General features: G+C 67.5%; 12 protein-coding genes. 10 read left to right on the forward strand and 2 right to left on the reverse strand.

Annotated elements, in window-relative coordinates; translation table 11 throughout:
- Positions 1-58 precede the first annotated feature (58 nt).
- From ABE472_RS02535 to ABE472_RS02575, 9 genes are all read left to right on the forward strand, one after another.
- Positions 59-691 (forward strand): ParA family protein, encoded by a 633-nt coding sequence (locus ABE472_RS02535; RefSeq protein ID WP_313211211.1) that lies wholly within the window; start codon positions 59-61, stop codon positions 689-691.
- Between the two features lie 13 nt (positions 692-704).
- A complete protein-coding gene (locus tag ABE472_RS02540) occupies positions 705-1,181 on the forward strand; it encodes a histidine phosphatase family protein (RefSeq protein ID WP_121043976.1) in 477 nt (158 codons plus the stop codon).
- A 42-nt stretch (positions 1,182-1,223) separates the two neighbouring features.
- Entirely contained in the window at positions 1,224-1,781 is a 558-nt protein-coding gene (locus ABE472_RS02545) for a YceI family protein (protein WP_259462215.1), read from the forward strand.
- Positions 1,778-3,811, forward strand: coding sequence for a phospholipase D family protein (locus ABE472_RS02550; protein WP_313211212.1), 2,034 nt, complete (start codon positions 1,778-1,780; stop codon positions 3,809-3,811). The genes ABE472_RS02545 and ABE472_RS02550 overlap by 4 nt, the downstream gene beginning before the upstream one ends.
- Positions 3,812-3,836: 25 nt before the next feature.
- A complete protein-coding gene (locus ABE472_RS02555; RefSeq protein ID WP_313211213.1) occupies positions 3,837-4,274 on the forward strand; it encodes a hotdog fold thioesterase in 438 nt (145 codons plus the stop codon).
- Between the two features lie 181 nt (positions 4,275-4,455).
- A complete protein-coding gene (locus tag ABE472_RS02560; protein WP_313211214.1) occupies positions 4,456-5,247 on the forward strand; it encodes a lysophospholipid acyltransferase family protein in 792 nt (263 codons plus the stop codon).
- A gap of 56 nt (positions 5,248-5,303) precedes the next feature.
- Positions 5,304-6,299, forward strand: a complete 996-nt coding sequence (locus ABE472_RS02565) for an alpha/beta fold hydrolase (protein WP_313211229.1) — start codon at positions 5,304-5,306, stop codon at positions 6,297-6,299.
- A gap of 61 nt (positions 6,300-6,360) precedes the next feature.
- Positions 6,361-8,430 carry a tetratricopeptide repeat protein gene (locus ABE472_RS02570; protein WP_346465354.1) on the forward strand — a complete coding sequence of 690 codons (2,070 nt, stop codon included), beginning with the start codon at positions 6,361-6,363 and terminating at the stop codon, positions 8,428-8,430.
- 10 nt (positions 8,431-8,440) lie between these two features.
- Positions 8,441-9,052 (forward strand): YbhB/YbcL family Raf kinase inhibitor-like protein, encoded by a 612-nt coding sequence (locus ABE472_RS02575; protein WP_313211216.1) that lies wholly within the window; start codon positions 8,441-8,443, stop codon positions 9,050-9,052.
- A 164-nt stretch (positions 9,053-9,216) separates the two neighbouring features.
- Here ABE472_RS02575 and ABE472_RS02580 read toward each other — a convergent pair whose 3' ends face one another.
- On the reverse strand, positions 9,217-10,041 hold the full coding sequence (locus ABE472_RS02580) for an META and DUF4377 domain-containing protein (RefSeq protein ID WP_346462742.1): 825 nt from the start codon (positions 10,039-10,041) through the stop codon (positions 9,217-9,219).
- A 71-nt stretch (positions 10,042-10,112) separates the two neighbouring features.
- A complete protein-coding gene (locus tag ABE472_RS02585) occupies positions 10,113-10,907 on the reverse strand; it encodes an undecaprenyl-diphosphate phosphatase (RefSeq protein WP_313211218.1) in 795 nt (264 codons plus the stop codon).
- 277 nt (positions 10,908-11,184) lie between these two features.
- Between ABE472_RS02585 and glnA the strand changes: the two genes are divergently transcribed.
- On the forward strand, positions 11,185-12,594 hold the full coding sequence (gene glnA / locus ABE472_RS02590) for a type I glutamate--ammonia ligase (RefSeq protein WP_121044004.1): 1,410 nt from the start codon (positions 11,185-11,187) through the stop codon (positions 12,592-12,594).
- The last annotated feature ends 221 nt before the right edge of the window (positions 12,595-12,815 follow it).

Consider the following 12,815-nt stretch of genomic DNA (forward strand, 5'->3'; position numbering starts at 1 on the left):
ATCTCCGTCACAGGCGCCGGTGTAGGCTGCGGGAACGTTCCCCGGAAGCGAGGCTTGCATGAAGACGATCCTGGTGGCCGGTTCCAAGGGCGGGGTGGGCAAGACCACCGTCGCCACCCACCTGGCGGCGCATTCGGCATTGGAAGGCAAACGTACCGTCCTGGCCGATGCCGATCCACAGGGCTCCAGCACCCGCTGGGCGCAACGCCGCTCGGTCCTGGAAAGCGCCGTGCTGCCGATCGACGTGTACCGCAAAAAGAGCTGGGAACGACTGGTTCCCGAGGGCACCGACGAGGTCATCATCGATGCCCCGGCCGGTGCGATGGCCGACGATATTCCGCATTTCCTTGACGTTGCCGATGCGGTGGTGGTCCCCGTGCTGCCCTCCGCGCTGGACATCGAAGCCATCGTCGGCTTCCTCAACAGCCTGTCCAAGGTTCCCCGCGTACATAACCGCCGCCTGCCGGTCGGGCTGGTGCTCAACCGCACCAAACCCTGGACGCAGACCTCGCAACAGGCGATACAGATGTTGGCCGATTGGCCGTATGAGGTCGTCGCGCAGTTGCGCGACAGCCAAAGCTATGTGGTGATGGTCGGGCTCGGACGGAGTCTGTTCGACTACCGCTCGGCCCAGGTGCGCGAGCACCAGAATGACTGGGAGCCGCTGTTGAAGTGGCTGAAGAAAGCCTGACACGAGAGATCCCATGCGAGAACTGATACTGCTGCGTCACGCCCATGCTGAAACCGCCAGCACCGGCCAGGCCGATCTGGACCGCCCGCTGTCGCCGGTCGGTCTGGCCGAAGCCGAGGCCGCCGGCCGCTGGCTCAAGGAAAACAATCTGCTGCCGGACTGCGTGCTCTGCTCGCCGTCGCGGCGGACCCGCGAAACCCTGGAAGCCGTCCTGGGCATCACCGGCTTCGTCGAGAAGCGGCTGGAGGATGCTGTCTATGAGGCCACCCCCGGCACCCTGATGGGGTTGATCGATGCACGCCGCGATGTGGACCGCCTGCTGGTGGTGGGCCATAACCCCGGCCTGGAACAACTGGTGGCCCTGATGAGCGAGGGCACCAGCAGCGACTACCGGGGCATGCCGCCGGGTGGGATCGCGGTACTGGCCTTCGACCGTGAGGCCGCCATCGAGCCTGGCGTGGCCAGCCTGACCGCCTTCTGGTGGCCGTAAGCAGTGTGGGCAGTCCGCGCGGCGTGGTCCGGGCTGCTGTTGATGGCAGGGGCGGTGCATGCCGCCCCGCCGTCGTCGGTACCGGCTCCGACCAGCCATGCCCTGGCCTTCGATACGGCCAGTTCGCGCTTCGGGTTTGAGATCCGGACGCGGCTGGGACAGCGCATCGAGGGCGTGTTCCCGCGCTTTGAAGGCAACATCGAGGTGCTCTCCGACGGTCGCCACCAGGTGCACCTGCGGATGTTCACCCGTTATGTGGAAATCCCCGGCAAGCCCCGGTACACCGGCTGGATGCGCGGCGAGGAGTTCTTCGACTCGGCCCGCTACCCGGTGGTCGAGTTCGACTCGCTGCCCTACTGGCCCGAGGTGGTGGACAAGGGCGGCAGCATCCAGGGCCGGCTGATCCTGCGCGGGGTCAGCCACCCGGAGACCCTGCGGGTCGAGCCGCCGGCCTGTGCCCGGGCCGGGTATGATTGCGATGTGGTCAGCCGCGGTACCGTCCAACGTGGCCGGTATGGAATGGACAGCTGGCAGCTTGCCCTGAGTGATCGAGTGACCTTTGTATTGCGTGCGCGTCTGAGCGAGGCGCCGAAACCGTGAATCCATTGCTGCGTCTGTTGGTGCTGGCAACGCTGTTGCTGGGCAGCGGCTGTGCCTCGCTGTCCAACGCCGAACGCGAGCGCGCGGCCGGCATCGCCGTGCAGGCGCGCTCGACCGTGGTCGACTGCGACCAGCCGGACCGCTGCGCGCTGGATTCACCGCTGCGCGCGCTCGGTGGCCGCGCCTTTGCCGAATCCCACCCGGGGCAGCCGCGGCATTACGCCACCATCCTGGACGAAGGCGAGATCTCGCTGGTCGCACGGTTGAACCTGATCCGCAGCGCCACCCGCAGCATCGACCTGCAGACCTACATCTTCGACAAGGACGACAGCGCCCGGCTGGTGCTGGACGAACTGCAGGCGGCCGCCCGCCGCGGGGTCAAGGTGCGCGTGCTGATCGACCAGCTCTCGGCGATCTCCGATCTGGAGATTCTCGGCGCCCTGTCCGGTAGCCATGCCAATTTTTCGCTGCGGGTCTACAACCCGACCTTCGGCAAGGCACGCCTGAACTACTTCGACTACGCCGCCAGCGTGGTCTGCTGCTTCCGCCGCTTCAACCAGCGCATGCACAACAAGCTGCTGGTGGTCGACGATGCGTTGGGCGTGGTCGGTGGGCGCAATTACCAGGACGACTATTACGACTGGGACAGTGAATACAATTTCCGCGACCGCGACGTGATCGTGGCCGGCCCGGAAGTGCGTGAGATGGCCGCCAACTTCGATGCCTTCTGGCGCGCGCCGCGCAGCGTGCCGGCCGAGCGCCTCAACGATGTGGGGCGAACCCTGCTCCGCCAGGGCGTACCGGCCATGCCGCCGGCCGACTTCCGGCGCCCGGAGCGGGTCGAGCGGGTCAGCGAAGAAGCCAACGATCCGGACTTCGTGCGGCGTACCTTCGTCGACACCGCTCTGCCGGTAGCCTCGGTGCAGTACGTCGCGGACCTGCCACGCAAACATCGCCGCGAACGCGCCAGCCAGCCGGCCAATGGCCAGCACGTGACCGAACCGCAGCTGGATGCGCTGATTGCCAGCGCGCAGTCCGAGGTGTTGCTGCAGACGCCGTATCTGGTCCTGTCCAAGCCGGCGCAGCAGCTGTTCCGCACCCTGCGCAAGCGCGAGCAGGCGCCGCGCGTGGTGGTCTCGACCAACAGCCTGGCCGCCACCGACAACCCGATCGTCTACGCGCTGTCCTACAAGTACAAACGCCGCAACCTGCGTGAGCTTGGCTTCAACATCTACGAGTTCAAGCCGTTCCCGCTGGATGCGCCGGTGGATTACCGCAATCTGCTGCCCGCACCGCTGGGAACCGAGGAGCCGCCGTCGCAGGGCAAGCGCAGCAGCCTGCTCGGCGGCAGCGCGGCCGGCAGCAATGCGCGCGGCAGCGCCGACAACCGTGCCAGCAGCGGCCCCCGCCGAGGGAGCGCCGATCGAAACAGCGCCAGCGGTCGCCGCCGCAGTACCGATGGCAGCGAAGTCGAGCGCCGCGTGCTGCGTGCCGAAACCCGGCCCTCGTTCCTGGGCACCAAGGCGGTCAACAAGCCGCTGCCGGTCACCCGCAAGGGCGCGCGCATGGGCCTGCATGCCAAGTCGATGGTGGTTGACCGCCGCATCGGCGTGATCGGCACGCACAACTTCGATCCGCGCAGCGAGAACTACAACACCGAAGGCGCGGTGATCATCGATGACCCGGTGTTCGCCGAGGCGCTGGCGCAGAGCATCCTGCGCGACATCCACCCGCAGAACTCCTGGGTGGTCGCGCCGCGTGCCAAGCCGCCGGTGCTGTCCGGCCTGAACTACAGCGTCGGCAAGGCCTCCGAGGCGCTGCCGGTGCTCGATTTCTGGCCGTGGCGCTACGCCACCGATTACGAATTCCAGCCCGGGCCCGCGTGCCCGGATCCGCTCAAGCGGCAGGACCCGGCCTTCCACACGTGCTATGTCGCCGTCGGTGACTTTCCCGAAGTGAATGTCGGGCCGAAGTGGCTGCTGGTGCGCATGCTCACCGCCTTCGGCGCCGGGCTGGTCCCGATCCTGTAAGTCTGCAACCCCACGGAGAAGCTGCATGTCCCAGGTATTCCGCGACGCGGTGTCCATCGAAGCGCTCAACGCGCTCAGCCGCAACACGCTCATCGAGCACCTGGGCATCGCGTTCACCGCCGCCGGCGAGGACTGGATCAGCGCGACCATGCCGGTCGACGAACGCACCCGCCAGCCGTACGGCATCCTCCACGGCGGGGCGTCGGTCGTGCTGGCCGAAACCCTCGGCAGCAGCGCCGGCAACCTGTGCGTGGATACCACCGCGCAGGTCTGCGTCGGGCTGGAGATCAATGCCAACCACATCCGCGCCGTGCGCGCCGGCACGGTGACCGGCACCGCGCGTGCGGTGCATGTCGGGCGCAGCACCCAGGTGTGGGACATCCGCATCGAGGACGAGGCCGGCAAGCTGGTCTGTACCTCGCGGTTGACCCTGGCGGTGGTGCCCGCCGTGCGCCCGGGCTGATCGCGCGCATGGCACGGATGCTGTGTTGCGTGGCCCGCGACAGTGCGCCGGCGCATGTGGGCACGGCCGTTGTGCCGCCGGTGGCCGTTGGCTTGACGGCTTGCGGCGGCTGGCTTGCGCACGCCATCGATTTGTCCGGATTCCGCTGGCAGAGCCTGCGGCGCTCGGGTATCGTTCGCGGATGAATTCCCCCACTCCGGCCTCACGTGGCGGCGTGGCGCGTGTGTGCCGTTACCTGTACCGCGTACCGCTGCTGCTGGTCCACCTGTTGCTGTTCCTGCCGATGCTGCTGATCGCCATGCTGCCGCCGTGGGGGCGTATGCGTGTGGGCGAGCGCACGTTCGAACATGCGGCGGTGAACGCCTGGTCGGCCGGCCTGATGTGGATCTTCGGCTTCCGCCTGCACCGGATCGGCACGCCGCTGCCGGGCGCGGTGCTGTTCGTGGCCAACCATGTCAGCTGGGTCGATATCTCGATGCTGCACAGCCAGCGGATGATGGGCTTCGTGGCCAAGCAGGAGATCGCCGGCTGGCCGGTGGTCGGTTGGCTGGCCGCGCGCGGGCAGACCATTTTCCACCAGCGTGGCAGCACCGAATCGTTGGGCGGCGTGATGCAGGAAATGGTCGTGCGCCTGCGCGAAGGCAAGGCGGTCGGCGTGTTCCCCGAAGGGCGCACCCGCGGTGGCCATGAAGTCGGCCCGTTCCATGCGCGCATCTTCCAGGCCGCCGTCGAGACCCAGGTTCCGATCCAGCCGGTCGCGTTGCGGTATGGCTGGCGCGGTGATGCGCAGACAATTGTCGCGTTCGGCCCGAAAGAGAGCTTCTTCGCCAACTTCCTGCGTGTGCTGGGAGAGCCGGCACGGCGGGCCGAGGTGCACTTCCTCGCGCCCATTGATACCCACGATCTGGAAGGCCGTCGCCGCATCGCAGAAACCTCGCGTGCGCGCATCCTGGCGGCCATGTCCGCCGAGTAGGCGGTGGTGATCCTTCACACGCCAGCGTCGCGGCCGGGAGCAGGCTCGCGCCCATGTTGACCGCTGCCGACTATCACCCCCCGCGTTGGCTGCGCAATCCGCACCTGCAGTCGATGCTCAGTTCCAGCCGGATGCGCATGCAGCGCGGCCTGGTGCTGCTGGCGGCCACCGGCGCACATACCGACGAACTCATTCTCGATGGCGGCGAAGGCGTCCGCCTGCAGGGGTGGCACAGCTATATCCAGGGGCGCCAGCCGATCGGCATGGCGTTGCTGCTGCATGGCTGGGAAGGCAGTGCCGAATCCAGCTACATGCGCATGACTGCCGCGCGGCTGCTGGAGGAGGGCTACGACGTGGTGCGGCTGAACTTCCGCGACCACGGCAACACCCACCACCTCAACCCCGGCATCTTCCACTCCAACCGCATCGATGAAGTGGTGCAGGCCGCCGGCGACATCGCCCGACGCTGGCCCGAGCTGCCCCTGGTCGCGGCCGGTTATTCGCTGGGTGGCAACTTCGTGCTCCGCCTGGCCCTGCGTGCGCCCTCGGCCGGCGTGCCGCTGCGCCGCGTGGCCTCGGTCTGTCCGGTGCTGGACCCGGCGATCACGATGGAGAGCATCGAGAACGGCCCGGCAATGTACGACTGGTACTTCCGGCGTAAATGGGCTGGCTCGCTGCGCCGCAAGCGCGATCTGTTTCCCGAGCTGAGCGACTGGGACGACCGCGTGCTCAAGCTGGACATCCGCGCGCTGACCGCCTGGCTGGTCGAGCACCACACCGAGTTCGGTTCGCTGCAGGCCTACTTCGATGGCTACTCCATCGCGGGTGATCGCCTGGCCGGGTTGCAGGTGCCGGCCGACATCCTGATGGCCCAGGACGATCCGGTGATCCCGTTCGCCACCTTCAACGGCTGGCGTCTGCCGGCCCATGCCCACCTGGAGATTGCCCCGTGGGGCGGCCATTGCGGCTTCCTGGAAAACTGGCGCGGCGATGGCTTCTCCGAGCGCTGGGTAGCCCAGCGGCTGCGGATCGAGGCCAATACCCCCGCCTGATCGGGCGTTCTGGCCGGCCGGCCCCGCTACAATCGGGGTTTGCCCTCGAGTTCGGACCGTCATGCAAGACCAGATTCTCCAAGCCCTGCGCCGCAATGCGGCCGACGACGCGGTACAGCTGGCGCGCGAATGGACCACGGCCGAGCCGGAGCAGCCGCAGGCGCACCGCTGGCTGTCGCTGTCGCTGCAGCAGCAGGGCCAGTTCGATGACGCACTGGCCAGCCTGCAGCAGGCGCTGACGCTGGCGCCGGACAACGCCGACCTGCATCTGCAGCAGGCGGGCCTGCTGCTGGCCCTGCGCCAGTTCGATGCGGCCGGCTCGGCGCTGGACCGCACGGCCGAACTCAATCCCAACGAACTGTCCGCGTACGTGATGCAGGCGCATCTGGCGCTGGCCCGCAACGACGTGGATGAAGCCGATCGACTGACCCGCCTGGCGCTGCGCGTGGACGCCGAGCATCCGGAACTTGCCGCGCTGTCGGGCATGGTCGCGCTGCGCCGTGGCGAGGTGGATCGCGCGCTGGCCCAGCTCTCGGCAGCCAGCCAGGCGCTGCCCGATGACGCCCGTGTGTTGTATGCGCTCGGCTTCGCCTACCTCGGCAAAGACATGTTGGCCTTCGCCGAACAGGCCTTCCGCCGTGTGCTTGCCCTGAATCCGGCGACCACCGCCCTGCAGGGGCTGGTGGCCCAGCTTGCGCTGCGCCAAGGCAACCTGGAAAGCGCGTCGGACATGATGCGCCAGGTGCTGGCGGCGCCCGGTGGCGACACCCCGGCCATGCGCCGTCTGGCCGGGGAGCTCGAACTGCAGGCCGGTCAGCCGTTGCTGGCGCTTGAGCACCTGTTGCCGGTGCTGGCGCAGTGGCCGTCCGATCGCCACACGCTGCAGATGCTGCTGATGGCCTGGCAGCGCCTGGGGCGTGAACAGCAGGCCCGGGAAACGCTGGATGCGACCCTGGCCGATCATCCCGGGGTGCATGACCTGTGGATGGCGCGCCTTACCGTGGAACCCGTGGGTGGCCCGGAAGCGGTGGCCGTGGGCGAACGCTGGCTGCAGGCCATGCCTGAGCACCTGCCGGCACTGGAAACGCGTCTGCGCCTGCACGACATGAACAACGAAGCCGACCAGGCCGAGGCCGTGGCCGAGCGCATCGTCGCGCTGGAGCCGGGCCGGGTGTCTGCTGAAGTGCGCCTGGTCGACGGCCTGCTCACGCGCGAGCCGGCCGCCGCCATTGCGCGCGTGCAGGCGCTGCATGACAACGCACCTGAAGAAGCGAAGGCCGGGCTGCGCGCGTGGCTGGGGTCCGTCCAGGACCGTGCCGGCCAGTACCACGATGCGCTGCGGACGTGGGTGGACCTGCATGCGGCCGAGGCACCCCAGCGCCTGCCGTTGCCGCCGCAGGCCAAAGCCCCGCTGAGCTGGCCGGAGCTGGCGCCGGTGGCTGAGGACAATGCCATCGCCCCGCTGTTCATCTGGGGTGCGCCGGGCTCCGGGGTGGAGCGGGTGGTCGCCGCGATGGCGGCCGCCAGCCCGGTGATGCGCGGTGACCGCTTCGGGCCGACGCCGCCCAACGATCCCTTCCAGCGCTATCACACGCTGCAGGAGCTCTCGACCGGCAAGCTCACGCCCGAGGCGCTGGTGGAGCAGTGGCGCAGCCAGTTGCCGGCCCGGGGCATCGCCGAAGGCGCGGTGATCGACTGGCTGCTGTGGTGGGACAACGCACTGCTGTGGGCGCTGCGCCCGCAGCTGCCGGAAGCACGCCTGGTGATCGTGCTGCGCGATCCGCGCGACATGCTGCTGGAGTGGATCGCCTTCAGCGCCCCGGCGCCGCTCGCGGTGACCTCGGTGCACGAAGCGGCCGAATGGCTGGCGCGTTCGCTGGCCCAGGTCGCCACCCTGCACGAACAGAGCCTGTACCCGCACGCGCTGCTGAAGATCGACGACATCGGCAACGATCCGCAGGCGATGGCCGAGTACCTCGGCGCCCAGTTCGGCATGCGTTTCCCGCCCGCACCCACGCTTGGCCCGGCCCGCATGGCACCGGGCCACTGGCGCGATTACCGCGATGAAATGGGCCCGGCCTTCGCGCTGCTGACCTCGGTCGCCGTGCGCCTGGGCTACCCGGAAGAATGAGGAGACCGGTATGCATCTGAGCAGTGACAGCATCACCAACGGCCAACCGATCGCCGCCACCTTCGCGGCCGGCGATGCCGAGGGCTTCGCGCCCAACCGCAACCCGCAGCTGGCCTGGCACGATGTGCCGGCCGGCACCCGGTCGTTCGCGCTGCTGTGCATCGACCCGGATGTGCCGACCGTGCCGGACACGGTCGGCCGCCAGGATTGCACGGTGCCGCGCGATCAGCCGCGTGCGCACTTCGCGCACTGGGCGATGGCCGATATCCCGGCCGACGTGCGCGCGCTGGCCGCGGGCAGCTGCAGCGATGGCTTCACCGTGGGCGGCAAGACGCAGCCGGCGGGCCCGGCAGGCTGCCGCCAGGGCCTGAACGATTTCACCGGCTGGTTCGCCGGCAATCCGGACATGGCCGGCCAGTACCTGGGCTACGACGGCCCGTACCCGCCGTTCAACGATGAGCGCGTGCACCGCTATTTCTTCCGTGTGTTCGCGCTGGACGTGGCCCAGCTGGTGCTGCCCACGCCGTTCACCGCCGCGGATGTGCTGCATGCGATGCACGGGCACGTGCTGGCCGAAGCCTCGCTGCATGGCACCTACACGTTGAATCCGGCGCTGGCGTGAGGTGATACGTGCCGACCGCAGGTCGGCGCGCCCCGGTAGGTACCGACCGTTGGTCGGTACTGCGCTGTCGGGAGCCGGCCAGCGGCCGGCACTACAGTCGGGAGCCGGCCAGCGGCCGGCACTACGGGATGAAGAAGGGCGGCCCGTGGCCGCCCTTCTGCGTCTTACTTTGTCTCGTTCGCGGACTCGACCACCATGTCCAGCACATAGGCGTTGGACGAGGCATCGGCCGGCGGGTTGGCGATCGTGTAGCGCTTCACGCGCACCACGTTGCGCACGCCGTCTTCGTGAGTGTAGCCCTCGATGACGTCGTAGAAGTTCTGCCACTCGCCCGGCTCGCCCTGCTTGATGCCGTTGGCGTCATAGCGGATCTCGCGGGTCTGCAGGCACTGCTTGTCGCGGATCATCGGGTGTGGGCACGGCTTGGTCTGCGCGGCCACTTCCAGGAACACCGTTTCGCCTTCGCCGCCGTAGCGGGTTTCAGCGGTCGGTTCCGGGGTGAACACCAGCACATCCCCGTTGGCGGTACGCAGGGTCAGCTGGCCGGCATCGCCCAGTTCGGTCTTGAGCGCGCCTTCCAGGCGGCTGCCGACGGCCTGGTCCAGCGCCATCAGGTGCTTGTCCGTGCAGGCCATCATGGTCGAGGCCATCGGCGAGATGGTCAGCGAACCATCGGCCAGCGTGTAGCCGCCGCCCATGCGGTTGCAGGTGTTGCTGATCGCGATGCGGTCATCCTTGAAGTCCAGCGTGACCGGCTTGTCGGCGCGGGCGAACAGCGCATCGATGCGCTTGCCGCCGGCGTCGGTGGCCGAATCCAGGCGCCAATGGCTGCCCTGCAGGCGCTGCACGTCCAGACGGGCCACGGCGGCCTGGTCGGCGGCGGCGGTCGGTGCCGGGGCGAGGTCATCGCGGCCGGCCGGGGCGGTGGAGGGGTTGCTGCAGGCGGCCATGAGGGCCAGCGGCAGGATCAGCATCAGGGTGCGTTTCATGTACATCTCCTTGGGAACCTGGGGAAAAACGCCGGCGCAGCCACAACGGGGTGACGTCGGCGCCGGGCCGTTCAGTTGCCAGCCGGCAACCAGAGCAGCAATGCCGCGCCCAGTGCGATGCGGTAAACCGCGAACGCCGTGAACTTGTGCGACTTGATGTAGCCCAGCAACCACTTCACTACGATGAAGCCGGTGACGACCGCGGCAAGGAAGGCCACGCCCACATCGGTCCAGTTCTCGCTGGCAAGCTTGCCGTCCTTGGCCAGTTCCAGGAAGGCATAGCCGCTGGCGGCGAACATGGTCGGGATGCCGACCAGGAACACGAACTCGGTGGCTTTCGCGCGGCGACTCAGGCCGAACAGCATCGCGATGAAGATCGCCGCCGCCGAACGCGAGGTGCCCGGGAACACACCCGCCACCACCTGCGCCACACCGACCAGGATGGCGACCTTCCAGGTCACCTCATCGCGCTCGGGCAGGCGCGCGGTGTAGGCCTCCACCAGGATCATCCACAGGCCACCGATGATCAGCGCCCAGGCCACCGGCGTGACCGTCTCCGGCAGCTCCCAGCCGGCCAGGCGGACCGGCAGGCCAACCACGGCGGTGACCAGGAAGGCGGTCCCGAGCTTGAGCACGTAATCCCGGTTGGCGCGCTCATGCAGGCCGGTCGCCAGGGACCACAGCCGCTGCCGGAACACCAGCGTGATCGCCAGGATCGCGCCGGCCTGGATGATGATGTTGAAGAAATCCGAGCGTGCTCCCAGCCAGTGCTGGGCGATCAGCAGGTGGCCGGTGCTGGAGATCGGCAGGAATTCGGTGAGGCCTTCAAGAATGCCCAGAAGGAGGGCGGAGAACAGGTCGGACATCGGCGGTACTGGAGCTCGCGGAAGGGAGGAATCGGGCAGCGGCGACAGCGGGACGCTGTGGCCAACGTCGCCTGTCGACGGCCCGTGGGCGTAAAGCATAGAGCATCGCGCATCGCACCAAAGGTGTGCGTGGTGCAGCGTTTGCACTGCTTTGGTGCGTCCGCCCACGCGGCGCGCGGTGCGCCAGGCCAGTGAAATCAAGGATTTGTGAACGCTGAAAAGTTGGCACGGGGTTTGCTGTATCTACCTACGCAATCACCCATCTGAGGTTTCACCGATGTCCGTGGAAAATGTTGAGAAGCTGATCAAGGACAACCAGATCGAGTTCATCGACCTGCGTTTCGTCGATATGCGTGGTATCGAGCAGCACGTCACCTTCCCGGTCAGCATCGTGGAGCCGTCGCTGTTTGAAGAAGGCAAGATGTTCGATGGCAGCTCGATCGCCGGCTGGAAGGGCATCAACGAATCGGACATGGTCCTGCTGCCGGATCCGTCCAGTGCCTACATCGACCCGTTCTACGCCGACCCGACCCTGGTCATCAGCTGCGACATCCTCGATCCGGCCACCATGCAGCCGTACGGCCGCTGCCCGCGCGGCATCGCCAAGCGCGCCGAGGCCTACCTGAAGTCCTCCGGCATCGCCGAGCAGGCCTTCTTCGGTCCGGAGCCGGAGTTCTTCATCTTCGACTCGGTCCGCTTCGCCAACGACATGGGCCACACCTTCTTCAAGATCGATTCCGAAGAAGCCGCGTGGAGCACCGGTGACAAGTACGACGGCGCCAACAGCGGCTACCGTCCCGCCGTGAAGGGCGGCTACTTCCCGGTCCCGCCGACCGATTCGCTGCACGACCTGCGTGCGGAAATGTGCAAGACGCTGGAACAGGTCGGCATCGAAGTGGAAGTGCAGCATCACGAAGTGGCCACCGCCGGCCAGTGCGAAATCGGCACCAAGTTCAGCACCCTGGTGCAGAAGGCCGACGAACTGCTGCGCATGAAGCACGTCATCAAGAACGTCGCCCACCGCAACGGCAAGACCGCCACCTTCATGCCCAAGCCGCTGGTCGGCGACAACGGCAGCGGCATGCACGTGCACCAGTCGCTCTCCAAGGGCGGCACCAACCTGTTTTCCGGTGACGGCTACGGCGGCCTGAGCCAGCTGGCGCTGTGGTACATCGGCGGCATCTTCAAGCACGCCAAGGCGATCAACGCCTTCGCCAACTCCGGCACCAACAGCTACAAGCGCCTGGTGCCGGGCTTCGAAGCCCCGGTGATGCTGGCCTATTCGGCCCGCAACCGCTCCGCCTCGTGCCGCATTCCGTGGGTGTCCAACCCGAAGGCGCGCCGCATCGAAATGCGCTTCCCCGATCCGATCCAGTCCGGCTACCTGACCTTCACCGTGCTGATGATGGCCGGCCTGGACGGCATCAAGAACCAGATCGACCCGGGCGCACCGAGCGACAAGGATCTGTACGACCTGCCGCCGGAAGAGGAGAAGCTGATCCCGCAGGTCTGCTCCTCGCTGGACCAGGCCCTGGAAGCGCTGGACAAGGACCGCGAGTTCCTCAAGGCCGGTGGCGTGATGAGCGACGACTTCATCGACGGCTACATCGCACTGAAGATGCAGGAAGTCACCAAGTTCCGCGCTGCGACCCATCCGCTCGAGTACCAGATGTACTACGCGAACTGAGCAACAGGTGACGATGACGAAGGATATCCCTCCCACCCTTCGTCATCGTCGCCGCCTTTCCGGCTGGGGAGCCGGCAAGGTACGTCGTACAGCGGACCGTTGGTCCGCTACGAAAGGGTAGAGCGGACCGTTGGTCCGCTACGAAAGGGTAGAGCGGACCGTTGGTCCGCTATGAAAGGGTAGAGCGGACCGTTGGTCCGCTTCACCACCAGGGGCAAGAG

Source organism: Stenotrophomonas sp. TWI809, from assembly GCF_039673205.1.
Lineage (GTDB): Bacteria > Pseudomonadota > Gammaproteobacteria > Xanthomonadales > Xanthomonadaceae > Stenotrophomonas.

Bases quoted from the DNA above. Each gene is read 5' to 3' on its own strand.
- ABE472_RS02535 (WP_313211211.1), top strand. From the start codon at position 59: ATGAAGACGATCCTGGTGGCCGGTTCCAAGGGCGGGGTGGGCAAGACC.
- ABE472_RS02540 (WP_121043976.1), top strand. From the start codon at position 705: ATGCGAGAACTGATACTGCTGCGTCACGCCCATGCTGAAACCGCCAGC.
- ABE472_RS02545 (WP_259462215.1), top strand. From the start codon at position 1,224: ATGGCAGGGGCGGTGCATGCCGCCCCGCCGTCGTCGGTACCGGCTCCG.
- ABE472_RS02555 (WP_313211213.1), top strand. From the start codon at position 3,837: ATGTCCCAGGTATTCCGCGACGCGGTGTCCATCGAAGCGCTCAACGCG.
- ABE472_RS02560 (WP_313211214.1), top strand. From the start codon at position 4,456: ATGAATTCCCCCACTCCGGCCTCACGTGGCGGCGTGGCGCGTGTGTGC.
- ABE472_RS02570 (WP_346465354.1), top strand. From the start codon at position 6,361: ATGCAAGACCAGATTCTCCAAGCCCTGCGCCGCAATGCGGCCGACGAC.
- ABE472_RS02575 (WP_313211216.1), top strand. From the start codon at position 8,441: ATGCATCTGAGCAGTGACAGCATCACCAACGGCCAACCGATCGCCGCC.
- ABE472_RS02580 (WP_346462742.1), bottom strand. From the start codon at position 10,041: ATGAAACGCACCCTGATGCTGATCCTGCCGCTGGCCCTCATGGCCGCC.
- ABE472_RS02585 (WP_313211218.1), bottom strand. From the start codon at position 10,907: ATGTCCGACCTGTTCTCCGCCCTCCTTCTGGGCATTCTTGAAGGCCTC.
- glnA (WP_121044004.1), top strand. From the start codon at position 11,185: ATGTCCGTGGAAAATGTTGAGAAGCTGATCAAGGACAACCAGATCGAG.